Below are 18368 nucleotides of genomic sequence, written 5' to 3'. Positions count from 1 at the left end.
CGTCCGCTCCCACGCGGTAAAACTCGCCGTCGATCACCTGCGAAGTGAAAAACCGGTAGCCATATACCTGGGACATGTATCCGAGCGCGATCGGCGTGACGTCTCCCACTCCTATTTCACCGGACGCGTCGCCGTCTATCCATTGCTCAAGCGGATCGTCGCCAAGCCCGTCGTTCGCATCCGCGAGATAATGCAGCGCGATCGGCGTGACGTCGGAAACTCCCACTTCGCCGGACAGATCGTAATCGCCCGTGTTGCGATAGCTCCACGAAAGCGTTTTGCTCGCGGGATCGTATGCGAGATCGGTTACTTTTCCCGCGTCCTCCGTTGGAAGTACCGATGCGGTGCGGTTCGCGGCGCCGAGTTCAATGAGTTTCTGCTGAAGTACAATCGAGAGATACGAAACAAGTTCGCGCTGAGGTTCATCCGAAGCGGTCTGGTAAAGCCTTGTACGATTGTCTGATTTCCCGCATCCCCCGACGGCGGCGATAAAAACGAAAGTGAGTACGAAGTTCCGTGCCGCGATCGCGAATCGCGATTTCAATGATTTGCCCGATTTCCCCTTGGCGGAAAGCGGACTGCTCCGCTTGCCGAACACAAGCACCAACTCCTAACGGGTCTCAAATGCCCCCGCACGTCATATTATAACATTTCAGTGGCCATTTGTCAACGAGTAGTGAAAAAATACCTACGCTCTTAAAGCCCCGCTCCTTTTTGAAAATGCTAAACTCGCCAAGTGAGCCGAATAGCTTTCAGTATTGTGTTGCTGATTTGGATTTCCGCCATGACTATCGCATCTGAAAACCGGCCCGCCACGGGAACGCCGGACGGATTCACCCTCGTCCTCGATCCAGGGCATTTCAACATCGACGCCGCGGGGAAGGTGACGCGCGACGGGACATCCGCGAAGTGGCGCGATCCGGCGACGGGGCAGACGCAGACGGTGCTTGAAGCCGAAGTGACGCTGGACGTGTCCGAGATGCTTCGAAAGGAGCTTGAGGGCGGCGGGGCGGCGGTGCACGCGACGCGGTGGCTGGATCCCACGCTTGGCGAAGAAGACCCGGCGAACCACAAATATTGGCGGATTGCGGGCAAAGGATACGACGCCGAGCGTGCGAACATCGGCCGGGCCGAGTTCGCGAACGAAAAGATACTGGGAGCGGATTGGCGCGAATTGGTAGCGGGGCAGGGCGGAGGCGGGAAGGAGCAGGAAGGCGGGGATGCAAACGGTAGGGGCGACGCGTCCGCCATCGGTGGAGGGGATGGCAACTCCGGCGGCAGGAATGCCCCCTCTACCATTGAATTGGCCAACGGCCTATTCCTCCGCATCCACTTCGACGGGAGCGAGAATGCTGGCGACCGCGGATTCAACGTATACTACAACGACCAGAGCGATTACGACAAGGACGGCAGAATCGCCGCGGAAAGCAAGCGCTGGGCGGAGAAAATCGCCGCGACGCTGGCGGACGGGGTGAGGAATCCGGACGGGAGCTGGCGGCGCCATCCGTGGCCGATCCCGCCGAACGGCCCGGACAACGGGGTGCGGCGGTTCGAGCGGCCGATATACGGGTTCAAACACGCCGCGGTTCCGTCCGTCCTTATCGAGGGCGGATTCTTTACCAATCCGAAGGATCTTGCTGTTATCATGGATCCGTCCTGCCGGCTGCTCCTGGCGAGGCTGCTTGCCGAAGCGATTATGGAGTAGCGCGGCGATTACCGGAGGTTCGAATGTTCGCCAAATCGCTTGTTTTCACTTTCGCCGCAATCGCGGCTGTTTTGCTTTTTGCGTGCCCGAATCCACCCGAGGGCGGCGACTCGGGCGGCGGTGTTTCGGGAGGCGGAAAAACGCCCGCGCAGCCGACGGTCGACACGTCCGCGGTGCCGCTTGCCGATTTCGTCCCGAACCAGAAGTACCTGCTGCCCGAAGGCGTGGAGTGGCTTCCGTTCGACGCGGCGCTTTTCGAAAAAGCGAAGACCGAGGACAAATTGATATTCGCGTTCAAGGGCGAAAATTTCGATCCGGCCACGAAAAACTGGGCAAAGTTGCTTTTCTCCGATCCCGAATTCGCGAAGGTGATATCCGAAAACTATCTGGCGACCTGGATTGACCGCGACCGGGAGCCGGGTGTTTTCGACCGCTATGTTGCATACAAGGGAATTGTGCCATCGGTATTTCTGTTGCATCCAACGGGGCCGCAGGTATTCACGCGGACGCCGGAAGACCAAGACAAGGTGATCGACTGGCTGAATCACCACAAGAAACAATGGAAAGAAGAAAGGGCGAAATACGACACCGTCGCGGAGTCCGCGCTGAATGAGTTCGCCAAGGTTATGGTCGGAGCAGGCGCAAATATGGCGGCGCGACGGGGCAAAGATTTCGACGCCGGATTTTACGACAAGGTGCTGGAAGCGGTAATCGCAACCTACAAGCCCGATGCAGGTGATTTCGACAGTACAACGCACACGCCGGAAGTGGAATATGTGGAGTTGTTAAACGATGCCGCGTACAGAGGACATACGGGCGCTAAGGAGCTGCTTGCCAAGTATTTCAACAGCCTTTTCGAGCGGTTGGAGGATCCGACCGAAGGCGGCTTTTACACTTACGCCGAGGGCAAGGACTGGCAGAACATAAATTACGGCAAACGGCTGGACATTAACGCGCGACTCGCATGCGAGCTGTCCAGGTATTACAACCTGACACAGGATGAGAAGTACGGCGACGCGGCCAAACGCACCCTTGAATTCATCGTCAATACACTTGGGTACGAAGCGAGCGGAAAGATTGTCGCGTTCTCCAATTCGCAAATTGCCGATGCAGAATATTTCAAGGGCGATGCGGAAGCGAGAAAGGGAATTGCGGTTCCCGACGTCGACCCGACGATTATTTCGGAGTACAACTGGAAAGCGGTCGAAGCTCTGGTCTGGGGGCATTTTGCCGTAGATGACGGGCAGGGCTGGCTTGACATCGCAACCAGCGTGGCCAACAACCTCGTCGCGAACATGAGGAAAGATGGTCTTTTCGCCAGATTCGCGGAAGATCCAATCCCGGAGCCGAGATATTTGAGCGATCAGGTGTGGGCGGGTCGCGGCTTGCTGACGATTTATCAGGCAACGGGCAAAAACGAGTACCTGGAAGCGGTGAAAGAGGTAATGGCCTCCGTGAAGGACAAATTCACTTTGCGCGACGCTGGATTGGTGGATGTTGCAGCGGGAAGCCCGGGTCTTTTGTCGATCGCGGCCTGGCCCGCCGACGAAATCTCGATCGCAGCAAGAAACGAGCTGCTTTTGAAGCATCTGACCAAAATCACCGGAAAAGAAGATTCGGGAGGCGAGCACGCCAAGCTGGCGCATGATTTCATATCCGTCTTTTCCGGTATGGAGATACCCAAGGCGGGCACCTCGCAGTCGTCCGCGATTCTAGCGATTGCCGCGAAGGAGGTGGCCACGGAGCCTCTGGATTTCCACCTGTTGTTCGCAAACGCGCCTGCGGGTGAAGCAAATGCGGCGGTCAAGGAGGTTTTCGCGTCACTCTTCCCGTACAGGTCCATCGAGATATTGAACGCCGGCGAGGACGATGCCCGGATCGCAGAACTTGGATATACGACCACAGTGCCGGTAGGCGTTTTCCTTTGCCAGGGGCCGCAATGCGTTCCGGTGAATCCCGGCGAAACCGCATCGAAGGTTGCCGTAATCAAGCGAAGGCTGGTGGCAGAGGGCGCTGCGTATGCCGAAACGACTGAAGCAAAGCCGGAAACGGCTTAAGCGCGGCAATTGACCGCTATCGTGAACTGCCGGACGGCTTGCGTTCCCTGGAGCCGCGCGCGGGCTTATTTACAGGCTCTTCCGGCTTGGGCTTCTGGGCGGGCTTCCATTCTACTTTCGCCGCGTCGGGATTGGTCTCGAACTCGGCCTTAATATGCTCCGCCACTTTTTTCCATTCCACGTGCAGTCCTTCCAGCACGGCAGGGTGATCGAGGATCAGCGCAGCGTCGCTTGAAGCGCCCTCCAGGTCGCGAGTCTTTGCAAGGCATGACATGCGTTGGAATCGAGCACGCAAATTGTTCGGATGGATGTCAAGGTATAGCGAAAGAACGTCAGCTGCGCGCTGAAAATTGCGTCTGGCGATCAGTATATCAGCGTAGCGCGGCAAAAAATGCAGCGCGAGATCCGGCCGGCCGATCAACTGCGAAAAGTAAACATCAGCTTCTTCGTAATTTCCAGCGTATTCGTTTATCAGCCCCGATGTCCACTTATTCCTAATCGCTTCAGCAGCGTCCTCGTTTGACGAACGGGAGCCGAGAATGCCGACCGCTTTTTTCATCCAATCCTTCGCTTCGTTGGTAGACGGGTCGGGATAAGACAAAAAGCGCGCCGCATACAACCTGCCGAGCGCGGAATTCCTGCGCGCCAAATCGCGGGTGGGAAGCCTGAATCGCTTTACTTCCTGACTCAATAACGATTCCACATCGGAGTAAACTTGGGTACGAGACGTAACCGCCAAGGCGCCGGCCTCAAGCGCCCGAAGCTTGGCCTGCGCGAATAGGAACGGCGCTTCTGAATCTGACTTTGGATCTTTTGAAATTGTGTCGAGTTTTACTTGGAATTCATTAAGCAAATCTTTGAGTGGTTTGCCGAACGCTTGTTCAAACGCGTCGCCTTTTGTGGAACCGATGCCAAGCAGCGAGGCAAACCCTTTCCATTCGTAGGTATCAAGCAAGTATCTATAAAATCCCTTGATGAGTATTTTTGAAGCGGCATCCGTGTTTGCGAACAAGGATTCGCCGCGCTCTGGAAGCGAAATGAAATAGGGCGAAAGCCTCTGGTCGTCCAAAACGACGCGCGCGGCGGGGATTGCAAGAAGTGCATCCTGTTGCCATTCGGAATCGGTCTGTTGGAAAAAATCTTCGTACGGATGCGCGTTGTAAAAATCCAGATAACCGCCAACGAAATCTGAAAGGGAGGCAAAAAACCCCGGAACTCTATCTTCAAGCGTATCGTTCGATACAAGCCGCAAAAGCGGCCTAACAGCGGAGCGGCCCTCCGGCGCGAAAAGCCGCGAGCCGTCAATCCATCCTCCGTTTATTTGATGCATTGACAGCACTTCATCAAGTTCATCCCCGAATATCAATATTTCCCCGGGCAGTGTTGCGTTTTCGGCATCGAAAATGTCTTTGATAGTTTCAAAATCAGACTTCAGCGCCTTGAAAAACTCTTCTGGATTTTGAGCCGTACTGCTGCCGGGGTGAAACTTGAGTGTAGTATCTCCGGATTTCCATTCCGCGGTCAGGTAAGCCGCAATATCGTCGGAAGTGAAATCTTCTATGCCGGGCTGGCGGGTACCGATGAAGGAGCCTCGCCTTGAGGATGGCCAGTCACCGCTTTGGACAAGCGCCGCGACAAAAATGGCCTCGACCGCGAAAAAAACGAAAAGCGCTGTCCACCAAAGGCGTCCCGACGCGCTCGCATCACGCGAATCGCCGCTCGGCTTCGGCGTCTGCCGATCATTGGGCTCGAATTCCATATAGCTTTGCACTTCCTTCTTGAAAACGAGCAAGGATAATACCTTATTTAAAGGAAGCGCGGAATCCCAAAATTACGCAGTTTTTGTGGAAGTTTAGCGTCGGCCAAGCCGTACAACCTGGACAGCTTGGCTTCCGCGCGGCGTGTCCTTCAGTGAAAACTCGACTTCCTCGCCTTCTGTAAGCTCGCGATAACCGTTGCCGACTATCTCTGTAAAGTGCACGAAAACATCCTGGTTTCCGGGATGCTCGATAAACCCGAACCCCTTTGTCGCGTTGAACCACTTTACGCGTCCGATGTAGCGCTGCGTCATTCCTAATGCTCCTTACAAGCCATATCGCCGGTTGAGTCCTTGCCCGTTCTTTTTGAATTCGAGCGGGCGATTCTCCGCCGGATTCGGAAACATTAATAATACGCAATGCGCAGATTGTCAATCGTATCAGCGTTTATGGATATCGTTCCACAAGGACACGAAGTCTGCCGGATCTTGCATTTCCGATGTTCACAATTTTTATCTTTCCGCAATCTCTAAGACTAACGGTATTACCCGCCGTAAAGCCTTTTGAGGGCTTGGCAATCAAGGATAAATCCATTGAGACGTATCCGTGTTGGATTGCCAGTTTTGCATCTTCCCTGTTGAGCCGGAACGCGGCCGCAATCAATGCGTCAAGCCTGTTGCCTGCAACGGATATAGTTTCCAATTCAGGTCTGTATTCCGATAAACAGCAGGTTGTCCCGAGCACGCATTTCAGCTTCCCTTCGAAGTTCGCAGCGATGGATTGAAGAATATCCGATGATGACTGAATCGTTGTGAATAGCGCGGCCGAATCTCCCGCCAACATCAAGTCCCCTGCAAGTCTCGGGTCAAAACCAGCAAGAAGAGCCGTTATATCCTTGCGCAGCTTTTTCATTTGTATGGGCCCTTCCAACGGATCCAGAAGCAGCGGCACGATGGGGAATTGTCCGAAATCAACCGCAATTCCGGAGTTTGCAGGAAGCGCAGCCATACGCTTTTCGGCTTCCGGATATCCGCCGAAAAAAAATATGCGGGAATCCGCGGCGCGCGCATGATTTGCAAGTTCTGTCCATTCGACGCGACTCAAAAAGCCAGAGAACGCGATACGGCCCGAAGCTCGCGCCTCGTTTTGCAACGCTGCAAGCAATTCTCGGATTTCGGGCACGTGCATTCGGCTGGCCGATTCAAGGGAGCAAAGGATCAGATCATAGCTTTTCGCCTGCAAATATACAGGCCACTCCATTGCCAGGCAGCGACAAGTTGCCTACAACGCTATTTACGCACTCAACTATTGTTTCGGCGGTTTTCAAGTCTTTGACGAAGGCTATTGCAGCGATCGAGCGATCCCTTCTCTCGATCAGAAATTCGAAAAGCGAAGGCATCAAGCCCTTAACCGACGTCGTAAAATTGCCTATGGATCGGCGTCCTATGCCGGTGGCAGGGCAGTAATGCAGGCTTGCTGCGAATCGCGCGATTTCAGGGGCAACATTGACCCATTGCTCGGAGCTACTCAAAACGATGAATACAACGTAAGTCAACGGTTTGTTCAAAACGCCAACTTATTCATCACCGAATGTTGACGCTAGTTCCACCAAGGTTCTGACCGCGACGCCGGTTCCGCCTGCTTGCAAAAACTGCCGCTTCGGCGTCTCCACCATAAACGTCGGTGCGATGTCCAGATGACACCATTTGCGCCCTTTCTCCACGAACTCCGAAAGGAAAACGCCCGCCGTAATGGCTCCGCCGTACCTACCTCCGGCATTCTTGAAATCGCAGTATTCGCTCTTTAGAAGCTCCTTGTACCAAGCCGGAAGCGGCAATTCCCAAACTAGTTCTCCCGAACGGCCGGCTGCGGCCTTGACCGCGGCGGTGAATGAATCATCATTCCCAATCAAACCGGTGTAATCGTTGCCAAGCGCCACAACGCAGGCTCCGGTAAGCGTGGCGATGTCGACGATATGTGTCGCTCCGAGCTCGCCCGCGTGTATCAGACCGTCGGCAAGGACCATCCGCCCTTCCGCATCGGTCGAGATAATCTCCACGCACTTGCCGTTCTTGTACTTGACGATATCGCTTGGCCGATACGCTCTGCCGCCGGGCATATTTTCGGCACAACAGACAAGAAAGCTGATCGGCCCGGCTTGGCCAAGCTTGGCCAGCGCGCGAAACGCTCCAATTACGGCCGCGGCTCCGGCCATGTCGCCCTTCATCGACCACATGCCGTCCCATGGTTTAATTGAAATGCCGCCGGTATCGAATGTCAATCCCTTACCAACAAATGCCAATTTTTTAGCGCCGTCGCCCTTGCGGTTGCCGCCGCCCATTTCGGCGACCGCCATTCTTGGGGGGGTGGCGCTGCCTTTGCCGACCGCGATATGGCCCGCCCAACCTTCCGACGCAAGGCTCTTTTCGTCATAAACTTTGCACTTCACGCCTATTTCCTTGGCTTCTTCGTAAAGCTTTTCGGCAAGGTAAATGGGATTCACCACATTCGGCGGTTGGTTGACAAGTTCCCTTGCGAGAGCAACACCCTCGGAGATGGCGATGATGCGGGAAAGCTCGGACTTTCGGGCGGCGAGTTTCTTGCCGTCGACAGCGAGAGATATGTGCAGCTTTTCGAAAAACCTGGAAGGCGTTTCACGGTAATTCTGAAATTCGTATCCCGCGGTAAGAAGGCCATCGGCATAATCTCTAAATTCCTCGCTTTCCGGAGAAGACGCCAAGTCAATGCAAATCCGCCGCGCCCCGCGCTCTTTTGCCAACTTGGCGATATCGCCGCAGATGCATCCTGCTTTCATCGGGGATGGAAACATCTGGTATTTTTCAGGTCTTGCAATAACCAGAAGTTTGTGCGGCGACCCGGTCGGCGCGGGCCAAACAAACAAGCTCTGATTCGGCTTGCGCCCCGCGGCCTTGAGTGCGTCCGCTGCGGCCCTGCCCAATGCGTCATTGCGCTTGGCGCCTTCGAAGAGAACCAAAAAATCGCAAGCCTCGCGTACGGCCTCGCTGGATTTGACGGTGAGTTTCACGGTGATACCTCCGAAGCCCGAATTATACTGCATGGCTGCAGTCGGCGGCCCGGAATGGACGATTCAATCGGGCTTGCGGGGAACCAGATTTTTCGATGGAAAACCAATTCACCGGAAAATAAGCAGGGACGCCCTAAATCATGGTATCAATTATCGTGTCCTCCTTGGCGGACAAAACCACATTTTTATTGGGGGCTTTTATGCGCGGCCTTGTATTTTTGTTTTCGATGTTGAGTTTGGCGATGTTGTTGGTCGGCTGTTCCAAGGCCGACAATTCCACATCCGGCTTGCAGCCCTTTTCAGCCCATTCCGGCGATTCCGGCATAATTTCGGATCTTGAAGCTTCTATCAGAGAGCTACAAGCGCCACAAGGAGTTGACGGCATACTTTTCGAAACCCTCAAGGACGAACTGGCAAGGCAGCTTAAGGCGCGCGGAACCGGCAAATTCGTGTCAGCGGCGCCTGTCGGCCCCACGAATACGGTAAACGATTTGGCGATCGTGGACAACGGAGACGGAACCTTCAACCTGACCTGGAGCTACAGGAATACCGGAGACTACGACCAAAACGGCGAAGTTGGGGTTGCGGACATCACGCCGATCGCTCTTCATTTCGGGCACGTTGAGACGATAAGCTGGAACGACTCGCAGGATCCCGTTATCGACGGCGACGGAAATGGCGAAATCGGCGTCAGTGACATCACTCCGATCGCAATCAACTTTTTGGTGGAATGTTTCGACTACGCGATTCAAACAAGCTCGTCGCCCGGCGGACCTTTTACCACAATCGGAAGCGTTTTCAGGAGTTCGGCTTCTGGCGCAGGCAGGCTGATTTTTAACGTCACGCTGCCGGAGGGCGCACTTTCATACATTAGGGTTGTTCCGCGTGATTCGTCCGGCGCGTCGGGCGCGCCCAGCGTCGTCATTTCGACGGCGCCGGAGCCTCCAACGGTGCTCGGGGTATCGCCGCTTGAAGGTGACGCAAACGAGGTTGTTGTTTTCAGCGCGTCCGTGGCGGGAACCCCGCCATTCACCTATTCCTGGAATTTCGGCGGCGGCGCGATTCCGAATACCAGTACGGCTTCAAGCCCCGCGGCAACGCTTGGCGATCCCGGCACGTACAGTGCTTCTGTAACTGTTACGAACGACATAGGCAGCGATACATTCGATTTCAACTTGACTGTAAATGCGGGCGGAGTAAGTCCCGAAATCACTTTCGTGACTCCAACGGAAGGGCTTATCGGCTCCCAAATCACGATTACCGCTACGGTCACAGGCGACCCGCCGTTAACTTACGCCTGGGATTTCGGGGGCGGCGCTACGCCCAATACATCCGCCGACGCTTCGCCGACGATTACACTTTCAGAAACGCCGGGCGAATTTGCCGCCAGCTTGTTGGTGACAAACCCGTTCGGTTCGGATCAGCTTGATTTTAATCTGCACGTGACCGACGAAGATACCGTTCCGCCGACCTGGGATTCTACGATAGGCATCACTGGATTCGAAACGATTCCAAATACGAACAAGCTTCGCGTAACCTGGGGTAGGGCGACCGACAACAGCCCCGATGACGTAAATTACGTCATTTACTTCAACAAGACTGCCGACTGGAACATAGCCGACTTGCAGAATATGCCGCAGGAAGGAATATGGTGGATCACCTTGGCCGATCCTCCTCCGTACGAGTACGAGCTAATCGGACTTGAGCCGGGCGTTTCATATACCGCGCTCGTACGGGCGCAGGACAGAGCCATTCCGGTGCGCAACGAGGACACGAACGAGATAACGATGGTGGCGACTGTCAGCGCGACGGGATTGCTGATCGCGGACATGGTTCCCAATCCCCTCGAACCGACCAAAGGACAAGTGGTGACCATTACAACTTCCGTGTCAAACGGAAACGGTACGTATACTGCGGAATGGACGGACGATAACGAATCGGCGGGCTTTTTCCTTTCGCCGACCGTCAACGGTAGCAATATTTCCGTGCAGTGGGGGTCCGCCTTGGACGACTCGTGGTACGACATTTACGTGACCGTGACCGACGGCCTAGGGCGGTCGGGAACAAAGCGCTACGACGGGCTTTATGTAGCCCCCGGGGGCAGCGCGCTTTCGTTCGCGGATGACATTTACACGCCTTTTATAGGAACCAGGTGCGGTCCTTGCCACGTGGGTGGATCATCAGGCGGACTTAATATGGGCTCTTCTTCGATTGCCTACTCTAATTTGGTGGGCAAGAATTCAAACGGCTCTTCTTTCAAACGCGTTGAGCCGTTCGACCCGGAACGGAGCTACCTGATTCTCAAGCTTCTCGGCAGGAATATTTCCGGCCAGAGGATGCCGGAGGGCGGGCCGTTTTTCAGCGACGAGGATATGAATACTGTTTCGCAGTGGATTTTCGGCGGCGCGCTGCCGTAAGCTGAAGCGGAAAGTGCTCAAGTGGCGGCGGGCTTTGATCCGCCGCCATTTTTTCAGCAGACACCGGCGGCTATTTGGCGGACGTACTCAACCATGGATGGATACGGATCGTTGTCCGGAGAATAGCCGAGCAATGCGCGGGCAGCCGCGATGTCCGCAACCGTGTGATCCTGATAGAAGGAGTAAGGATTGTCGATCCATTCGACGGTGATCTCCTTTCCAAGTCCTTCCTTGACGGCTTCGAGTATACGGTTAAAGGTTGTGCCCATTCCAAGTCCGACGTTGAAAATGCCGAAACCATCGAAATTCATCGCTTTCAAATTGGCCTGAACGATGTTGCGTACGTGCAGGTGGTCGCGGTACTGTTCACCGTACTTAAAAAGCTTTACTTTGCCGGATTCAATGGCCTGCTTCGTCATCTGAAAAACCATCGAGGCAAAGTCGCCCTTGTATCGTTCGCCGGGGCCGAAAACGTTGAAATAGCGCAGACCAATGACCTCTATCTCGCCGCCTTCTTCTTCTGCGATCGAAGCAACGTACTGGTCGAACTTGAGCTTTGAGTATCCGTAAATGTTAAGCGGATCTGTCGGTCCATCTTCCCGATAAGGTGCAGGAAGATTACCGTAAACCGCCGCGCTGGACGCATATATCAGCTTCGTGCCTGAATTTATACACGCGTGAAGAATCTGCCTGCTTGCTTCCAGATTCACGTCCAGCACCAGTTGCTGGTCGCTCACGCGCGTATCTGTGATCGCGGCCTGATGAAAAACGACGTCAAAATCGCCCGCAATTTCCTCCCAGGGCACTTGCCGGATGTCGTGTGACATCAAATCGCCCCGGAATCCCTTCAAGTTTCGGAAGTCGCCGTACCTGAAATCATCTACTACGACAACATCGTGCCCAAGATGCTCCAATTCCATGGCAAGGTTGCTGCCTATAAATCCCGCGCCGCCGGTGACAATAACTGAAAGCGAGTCGCTTTTTGGTCGCGTTTCTGCATGCACGGGGCGATGGCTGTCTTTGCTTTTTTTCCTTTGTCCGCTCCGCCTGGTAGCCATCGCCTAGCCCTCTCCAGATTCGGCGGCGACGGATTCGGTTTCTTCTTTTTTCAACTTCGCGGCAGGTGTTTTCTTGGGGGCTTCCTTCTTGGTCTGTTTGAAAATCGCCTCGATAATTGCTTGCTTGATGCGGTAACCGTAAGCCAGCACGTCTTCCTTTCTTTCGTATAAAGTTCCGACTTGCTCAAACAACGGCTGCCAATATGAAGCGACCGCCTCGACATCCGCGGGAACACGAAGTTCGAACTGAAAGAATGTGTTTCGTTCGTCATCTAGCAATTCATACTTGGCTATGAACAAATTGCTGGCGCCGTCCGGAGAAACTGACAAAATGCGATAATGGACGCGTTCTTCGCGGTCCATTTCAAGAGAAACCGGTTTCTTGTATACGTCCCTCATGATCGCTCCGTCGCAACGGCAAAGCCGGCGGAATTGAATGGAATGCGCCCATGGCAGGCGGAGCGGATTATAGCATCGGGGCTGTGCGAGGCGGCCGGCCGCCGCCTTTTGTGAAATCGCCGGTGTTATAATCGCGCCGTGGAATCATCATCTTCATCGCACATTCCCGACGTGCTGGATGTCGCGCGCCGGGCGCTTGAAATAGAGGGTAACGCCGTCCTTGCATTGCGCGAGCACATCGGAGAGTCGTTTATCCGGACGATTAATGCTGTTTTGGCATCGCGCGGCCGGGTTGTGATGACCGGAATGGGCAAAAGCGGCCACATAGCGGGCAAAATCGCGGCCAGCCTTTCCTCGACCGGCACGCCGTCCGTATTCCTGCATCCCGCCGAAGGATTTCATGGCGACCTGGGGATTATCACCAAGGATGACATCGTTATCGCGATTTCAAACAGCGGCGAGACGGCCGAGCTTTTGGATCTCCTTCCAAGCATAAAAAAGATTGGAGCAACGGTGGTGTGCATCACCGGCAACCGCAAAAGCAGACTGGCTGCAACCTGCGACATTGTGCTGTTTACTGGTGAGATTCAGGAGGCGGATTCCAACAATCTCGTTCCAACCACTTCGACAACCGTGGCGCTCGCGTTGGGCGACGCGCTGACCGTAGCTCTAATGGTCAAGAGGGACTTCCGGCCGGAGCACTTTGCGGTACTCCATCCGAAGGGGATGCTTGCGAAACGGCTGACACTTAAAGTCTCGGACCTGCTTCGAGGCGAAGAGACAAATCCAGTTCTTGGCGAAGATGCCGGATTCGATGAAGCCTTGAAGACGATTACAAAGCACGTTCTTGGCGGGGTAAGCATTGTCGGCTCCGACGGGAGGTTGACAGGCATTATTACCGACGGGGACGTGCGCCGGATTATAGAGCGCTGGGAAGGCAGTTTCACCGAGCTGCGCTCAAAGCGTGTCGGCGATCTTATGACGAAGAATCCAAAGCGAATAGAAGATTGCGCATTGGCTCACGCGGCGCTTGAAAAAATGGAAAACAACAAGCCGCGTCCGATCTTCGTACTACCCGTAGTGGATTCACAGGACAGGCCGGTTGGCTTGCTGCACCTTCACGCGTTGGTTCAGGCGGGCTTCAAGGCATCAAACGGCGACCGATAACGGTTAGACTTTAGTTTATCTTTCCATTGGCGGGCGGATCCCGCCGAGTACGCTCATCATGTTGTCGATGCGAAGCGGCCATGGCGAGTAAAACGCCATCGCATAAGTCGCCCCGGCGAACCGTCCCCATGTGCGAACGCGGCTTTCGAAGAAATCGCGTATCTGCCAGTTCTGCTCCGGGTCTCCGAACTGGCTCTTGTGGGCGAATATGCTTGCCAGCCAGTCTTCCACATATTCGGTAATGTCCACAATGAAGCTGGGCTTGAAATCCGGCGGAAGGAAGTAATAGAACGTGGACGGCGCGTAATGCGGCTGGCCCTCAATGTCCAGCTTGCGCAAATGCGCGAAGTTGTTCCCGTGGCTAACAAGATGTCCGGCCACGATATGGTCGGTGTGACCGAGGCCGCGCCCCGGAGGCAAATCCCAGTAGGGCGCAAGAATCACGTCGGGGCGGTATTTGCGAATAACCGCGGCCACTTTGCAGCGGTTCTCAAAATTGTCCTCAAGGCGGCAATCGCCCAAATTGAGATTCTCGCGGATATCCACCTTGAGTATTCTGGCTGCCTCGTCGCATTCCGCCGCGCGTATGGCAGCGTCGCCGCCTGTTCCCATCTCGCCTTCGGTTAAGTCTATGATTCCAGTTGTGTAGCCGAGCGCCTTAAGTTTCAGCAAGACGGCGCCCGTGCCGATTTCGGAATCGTCGGGATGCGGACCGAACGTAAGAACATTTATCTTTTGAGTCATCAAGTTCTCCAGGGCAAAAAACAGCACTATCATACCCGTCCGAATCGAAAATCAGCCTAATTTCAAAGGGTGTTTTCGTCGGAGTTGCTGTTCTGCTATCATCGCGCTGTGTCTTGGCCCAAGTGGACAGTCGGGGGCATTCGCAGCCTGCAGGAGCGGCGCATCCGCGCATACTTGCCTGAAGTAAATCGCTTTTCTCCTTTTTACCGAAAGCTTTGGAGCGCATCCGGCGTTGACATCGACAAGATCCGCACCGTGGCGGACATGGCCAGACTTCCTTTCACTACCAAGGCTGACATCGTCGCGACGGACGATCAGCCAGCGAAGTACAAGGACATCATTCTGCAACCGACACCCGAGAGCCTGAAAAAGTGCTTGTCATTACCTCAAAAATTGGGTTTGGGAATCGGCGCGGTTTTCGGCCGCGATCCAAAACAGGTGATGTTCGATCGCTATTTTCCGATCCACATCATTTCGACGACCGGCCGCAGCGCGCGTTCGGTGCCGTTTCTTTACACGTATTCGGACGTCAACATCCTAAAGCTTTCGGGCAAGCGGATATTCGACATAATCGGCCTGGATCCAGCAAGCGACATAGGCGTGCATGCTTTTCCGTTCGCTCCGCATTTGGCGTTTTGGCAGGTCGCGTTCGCGGGTTTCGAGGCGCGGCTGAGGATGTTGCATACGGGAGGGGGACGCGTGATGGGCAGCGGCCCGATCGCGGACACGCTCGAAAGGATGGAAGCCACCATTCTCGTCTGCACTCCCGGATTCGCATATCACCTTGCGCAAATCTGCGCGGAGCAGGGAAAGCGCCTGCCGCGGCTTCGGTTGTGCATTCTCGGCGCGGAAAAGGTCAACGATGCGTACAAGGCGAAATTGAAAGAGATTTGGGCGCAATGCGGCGCAGAAAACGTGCGCGTGCTTTCGACCTACGGGCTGACCGAAGCCAAGCACGCCTGGGTGGAATGCACGGACGCGCCGAACGCGCGCTACCACCTGTATCCGGATCTCGAATTGTTCGAAGTGATTAATCCCGAAACCGGCGAGCAGGTTAAAGAAGGCGAGCGCGGCGAGCTTGTGCTGACCACGCTCGCGGGCGCGGGCAGCGTTGTCGTGCGCTACCGCACGGGCGACATCGCGGAGGGGGGGATAATCATCGACAAATGCCCGCACTGCGGACGCGTCACACCGCTTTTGGATTCACGCATCGGCCGCGTAAGCGAAATAAAAAAGGTCAAAGGTTTGCTTGTCAATTTCAACGAGCTGTTCGGATGGTTTTCCGCGCGTAAAGAAATCGTCGAATGGCAGCTTGAGATAGGCAAGAAAAACGACGACGAGTTTGCGATGGACGAGCTTCGGCTTCGGGTAGCTCTCGCTGAAGGAACAAACCGGGATTCGTTCGAAAGAGCGCTAAACGAAGACGCGCGGCGCGATTTCGAAATGAAATTCGACAGCATCGAGTATCTTTCGCGCGAAGAGCTGTCGCGATTGCTGGGCATGGACACGCTGCCCAAGGAAGCGAGAATAATCGACAAAAGAAGTTAGCCGGATTGAACAAACCTCTTCCGAATCGGATTCATACTTGTCAGCGATACGACGCATAATTCTTATCAAATGGGGTTGATCGAGCTGATAATCAAATTAATGGGCGAGCGGCGCGAAGCGTGGAAGGATTCCTGCCCGGCAGCATATGCTCTTAATCTCTTGATGGCGCCGCCTTTTTCCGGCTTTCCGATAACCTTCCTAGTCAGCCGCACAACTTCAGCCGTTGTGCGCCCGTGTGCATCCGAATTGCCAAAAAGGTTGCAAATGCCAGCCGGATCAACTTGCCACGAAGACCGTGGTTATTCTTTTGCCATCCGCATATGAATTCCTGTCAGCCTTACTTGATTATCCACCAAAGGTGCCCGACCTCGTAGCAGAAACCGGCAATTGCAACAAACGCTCCGACCATCGTGACGAAAGACCTGACCATCTCGATACCTCGCAATGCAGAATTGGGATTTCGGATACGTCGCCGCATCCACTCTGCATTACCGCGAATTCTTTCGGCGGTATACCGTCCAGTGCGAGCGATAGTTTTGGATGCCAGTTGAGCGGGAAGGTTGAGCTGCTGCCGCGGCGTTGGTAGCCTGTTTCGGACGCACAACTTTTCTTTCGCGCTGTTAGATTGGCGTCCGGATTGAAGTCTGGGGAGCCAGGATTCGAACCTGGACTAACGGCTCCAAAGGCCGCTGTGCTACCGTTACACAACTCCCCATCGCATCTGCAGGCCGCGCCGGCGGCACGCGCCCGGCTGCGGCGGATGCAGATTCTACCACTGCTTTCGTTTGAATCCCCGCCGCGTTGGGTATAACCATCTTGCGTTTCACCGGGGCTGACGTGCGAATCAACTGGCTTCGGCCGGATACGGGGACGGGTAATATGAACGACTTCGCACTTCTGCTTGAAAGCTTCAGGCCGCTGTTGATTTTCGTCGGGGTGTATGCAGTTGTCAGGTTCGCGATCGAGGGCGCGGCGCACGCGCATCTGATCGAGGAGCTGACCGCTAAGCGGCTCGCCTTCATCGTGAATCTTTTCGGAATGGTGTTCGGCGTGCTGTTCTTTTTCAACCAGCTTTCGCGGATGGGGCACACGCGCATCTGACGGATGCCCGCAATTCCGCGCCGGTTTACATAGCTCGGCGCCTGCCGCTATAATGCCGTCTCCTTGCGAGGTCGGGGTTGAAGCTGGCTTACCTTATTCCGGTGTTGTTCGCGGCGCTGCAAATGCTTGCGGCTCCTATCGGCGCGCAGGAGGACGAGGATAAACTGCCGGGAAACGTGGGAGAGGCGTTCGGCATGTTCGCCAAGGAAGAGGGCGAGCAGCGCGCCGCCGAGGGCAAGTATACCGACTACGAAACGGGCGAGACGACAAAAGACATTCCTGCCGCCGAGAAGAAAAAACTGGAGGCGGAAGTGCGAGCAGTCTTGACGCGGATGGGGCAGGGCTTCGTGGACGGAAGCGTAAGCGCCATTCTATCCTGCTATGCGGACGACTATGGGTACCGCGGCAACAGGAAATCCGACATCGAGGCCAACGTGTCCGAATACCTTGCGGATTACGACGACCTCGAAATGAAAATCGGTTACTTCCGCGTCTCCTTGAGCAAGTCCGTCAAGGAAAAGGGCAAGTATTTCGCCGATTGCTCTGTGGAATGGGCGCGCAAAACAATCCGCAAGGGAACGAGCAAGGAGGAGCGCCTGGAAAAGGGTACGCCCGCGGCCGTGGAGAAGATGAAGGAGGACGCGGAATTCGAGGAGGCGGCCGAAGCCCTCGAGGAGTTTTATTCTTCGCAGAAGCACCCATTGGACGATAGCCATAAGGATCCCACGCCCGTGGGCAAGGAAGTAAAGCGCACCGTAAAGGCAAATTTCCGGATGGCGAAACAGAACGACGTCTGGAAAATCGTCGAAGCGGAGTTCGGAACCACGCGAAAAACGCAATTCCTTTCGCCCGAGGAAAAGCTGAAGAAATTCTGGATATTCGTACCCGTCGGCAGTGTGATTTTGTTCATAGTCGGATTGGTTCTGATTAAGCTCAAAGACCTGTCCGTAACTGCGGAAGAGATAACGGTAAAGGAGGACGAGGGCAAGCTCTCACCGAATTACAAAAAAGAACTTGAAGCCGAGGTTTATGCTTTCGTCGACAGCCTTTCAGCGGGAAAACGCGACGAGGAAGTGGAGGCGCTCATAAAGGCGCAGCAATGGGAGGACGCAAGGCTTTTGATCAAGGAGCGAATCACCATCGCGCACGAGCTGCATGACCGAAACATGGGTGCGCTGTACGCGAAATACGAAAAGAAAATCCTTGAGTGGGAAACAAGGTACGCGAATTTTTACTAATCTAAATCGCCAATATTTGCCATTACGCATTCCCATGAATCACCGGAATTTGCCATGCTCCTTACCGGCGCAAGCCTTTATTTCGTTGACGCGGCGGCCTTTGCGGGATAGGATTTTCGCAAGGCCCGGTG

At 54.9% G+C, this 18368-nt stretch carries 16 protein-coding genes and 1 tRNA gene; 7 read left to right on the top strand and 10 right to left on the bottom strand.

Translation table 11 applies throughout. From position 1 onward, the window contains the following. The coding region (locus HRF49_02850) for a hypothetical protein (protein ID MEP0813589.1) at positions 1-598 on the bottom strand (598 nt) is incomplete at its 3' end. A 186-nt stretch (positions 599-784) separates the two neighbouring features. On the opposite strand from HRF49_02850, the gene HRF49_02845 reads away from it, so the two are divergent. Both HRF49_02845 and HRF49_02840 read left to right on the top strand, forming a co-directional pair. Next, positions 785-1705 (top strand): N-acetylmuramoyl-L-alanine amidase, encoded by a 921-nt coding sequence (locus HRF49_02845; protein ID MEP0813588.1) that lies wholly within the window; start codon positions 785-787, stop codon positions 1703-1705. A gap of 23 nt (positions 1706-1728) precedes the next feature. Then, positions 1729-3762 carry a thioredoxin domain-containing protein gene (locus HRF49_02840; protein MEP0813587.1) on the top strand — a complete coding sequence of 678 codons (2034 nt, stop codon included), beginning with the start codon at positions 1729-1731 and terminating at the stop codon, positions 3760-3762. A 16-nt stretch (positions 3763-3778) separates the two neighbouring features. On the opposite strand, the gene HRF49_02835 is transcribed toward HRF49_02840, so the two are convergent. From HRF49_02835 to HRF49_02815, 5 genes are all read right to left on the bottom strand, one after another. Beyond that, a complete protein-coding gene (locus HRF49_02835) occupies positions 3779-5554 on the bottom strand; it encodes a tetratricopeptide repeat protein (protein MEP0813586.1) in 1776 nt (591 codons plus the stop codon). A 60-nt stretch (positions 5555-5614) separates the two neighbouring features. After that, the gene (locus HRF49_02830; protein MEP0813585.1) at positions 5615-5833 is read right to left on the bottom strand and encodes a cold shock domain-containing protein; all 219 of its coding nucleotides are present in this window, start codon (positions 5831-5833) and stop codon (positions 5615-5617) included. 133 nt (positions 5834-5966) lie between these two features. After that, a complete protein-coding gene (locus HRF49_02825) occupies positions 5967-6431 on the bottom strand; it encodes a hypothetical protein (GenBank protein ID MEP0813584.1) in 465 nt (154 codons plus the stop codon). Between the two features lie 310 nt (positions 6432-6741). Beyond that, positions 6742-7086: a hypothetical protein gene (locus HRF49_02820; GenBank protein ID MEP0813583.1), complete on the bottom strand. Its 345-nt coding sequence runs from the start codon at positions 7084-7086 to the stop codon at positions 6742-6744. A gap of 9 nt (positions 7087-7095) precedes the next feature. Continuing rightward, positions 7096-8565 carry a leucyl aminopeptidase gene (locus HRF49_02815; GenBank protein ID MEP0813582.1) on the bottom strand — a complete coding sequence of 490 codons (1470 nt, stop codon included), beginning with the start codon at positions 8563-8565 and terminating at the stop codon, positions 7096-7098. A 200-nt stretch (positions 8566-8765) separates the two neighbouring features. Here HRF49_02815 and HRF49_02810 point away from each other — a divergent pair, with 200 nt between their 5' ends. After that, positions 8766-10982 (top strand): PKD domain-containing protein, encoded by a 2217-nt coding sequence (locus tag HRF49_02810; protein MEP0813581.1) that lies wholly within the window; start codon positions 8766-8768, stop codon positions 10980-10982. Between the two features lie 53 nt (positions 10983-11035). Here the strand turns inward: HRF49_02810 and rfaD are convergent, their stop codons facing one another. Together rfaD and HRF49_02800 are read right to left on the bottom strand one after the other, a co-directional pair. Next, positions 11036-12040 carry an ADP-glyceromanno-heptose 6-epimerase gene (rfaD, locus tag HRF49_02805; GenBank protein MEP0813580.1) on the bottom strand — a complete coding sequence of 335 codons (1005 nt, stop codon included), beginning with the start codon at positions 12038-12040 and terminating at the stop codon, positions 11036-11038. A 3-nt stretch (positions 12041-12043) separates the two neighbouring features. Continuing rightward, positions 12044-12439 carry a hypothetical protein gene (locus tag HRF49_02800; protein MEP0813579.1) on the bottom strand — a complete coding sequence of 132 codons (396 nt, stop codon included), beginning with the start codon at positions 12437-12439 and terminating at the stop codon, positions 12044-12046. 171 nt (positions 12440-12610) lie between these two features. Between HRF49_02800 and HRF49_02795 the strand changes: the two genes are divergently transcribed. Continuing rightward, positions 12611-13606: a KpsF/GutQ family sugar-phosphate isomerase gene (locus tag HRF49_02795; GenBank protein ID MEP0813578.1), complete on the top strand. Its 996-nt coding sequence runs from the start codon at positions 12611-12613 to the stop codon at positions 13604-13606. 15 nt (positions 13607-13621) lie between these two features. On the opposite strand, the gene HRF49_02790 is transcribed toward HRF49_02795, so the two are convergent. Then, entirely contained in the window at positions 13622-14350 is a 729-nt protein-coding gene (locus tag HRF49_02790; GenBank protein ID MEP0813577.1) for a PIG-L family deacetylase, read from the bottom strand. 174 nt (positions 14351-14524) lie between these two features. Here HRF49_02790 and HRF49_02785 point away from each other — a divergent pair, with 174 nt between their 5' ends. Beyond that, on the top strand, positions 14525-15898 hold the full coding sequence (locus tag HRF49_02785) for an AMP-binding protein (protein MEP0813576.1): 1374 nt from the start codon (positions 14525-14527) through the stop codon (positions 15896-15898). Between the two features lie 644 nt (positions 15899-16542). On the opposite strand, the gene HRF49_02780 is transcribed toward HRF49_02785, so the two are convergent. Beyond that, positions 16543-16613: transfer RNA gene (locus HRF49_02780), tRNA-Gln, on the bottom strand. A 164-nt stretch (positions 16614-16777) separates the two neighbouring features. Between HRF49_02780 and HRF49_02775 the strand changes: the two genes are divergently transcribed. Continuing rightward, positions 16778-16999, top strand: coding sequence for a hypothetical protein (locus tag HRF49_02775; protein ID MEP0813575.1), 222 nt, complete (start codon positions 16778-16780; stop codon positions 16997-16999). Between the two features lie 77 nt (positions 17000-17076). Beyond that, positions 17077-18237: a hypothetical protein gene (locus tag HRF49_02770; protein MEP0813574.1), complete on the top strand. Its 1161-nt coding sequence runs from the start codon at positions 17077-17079 to the stop codon at positions 18235-18237. The last annotated feature ends 131 nt before the right edge of the window (positions 18238-18368 follow it).

The organism is bacterium (genome assembly GCA_039961635.1).
Lineage (GTDB): Bacteria > 4484-113 > 4484-113 > JAGGVC01 > JAGGVC01 > JABRWB01.
The sequence above is the reverse complement of the archived record's forward strand: the minus strand, read 5'-3'. Positions and strand labels throughout refer to the sequence as shown.

Coding starts and splice junctions, on each gene's coding strand:
- HRF49_02840 (MEP0813587.1), top strand. CDS start 1,729: ATGTTCGCCAAATCGCTTGTTTTCACTTTCGCCGCAATCGCGGCTGTT.
- HRF49_02775 (MEP0813575.1), top strand. CDS start 16,778: ATGAACGACTTCGCACTTCTGCTTGAAAGCTTCAGGCCGCTGTTGATT.
- HRF49_02830 (MEP0813585.1), bottom strand. CDS start 5,833: ATGACGCAGCGCTACATCGGACGCGTAAAGTGGTTCAACGCGACAAAG.
- HRF49_02845 (MEP0813588.1), top strand. CDS start 785: ATGACTATCGCATCTGAAAACCGGCCCGCCACGGGAACGCCGGACGGA.
- rfaD (MEP0813580.1), bottom strand. CDS start 12,040: ATGGCTACCAGGCGGAGCGGACAAAGGAAAAAAAGCAAAGACAGCCAT.
- HRF49_02790 (MEP0813577.1), bottom strand. CDS start 14,350: ATGACTCAAAAGATAAATGTTCTTACGTTCGGTCCGCATCCCGACGAT.
- HRF49_02825 (MEP0813584.1), bottom strand. CDS start 6,431: ATGAAAAAGCTGCGCAAGGATATAACGGCTCTTCTTGCTGGTTTTGAC.
- HRF49_02810 (MEP0813581.1), top strand. CDS start 8,766: ATGCGCGGCCTTGTATTTTTGTTTTCGATGTTGAGTTTGGCGATGTTG.
- HRF49_02800 (MEP0813579.1), bottom strand. CDS start 12,439: ATGAGGGACGTATACAAGAAACCGGTTTCTCTTGAAATGGACCGCGAA.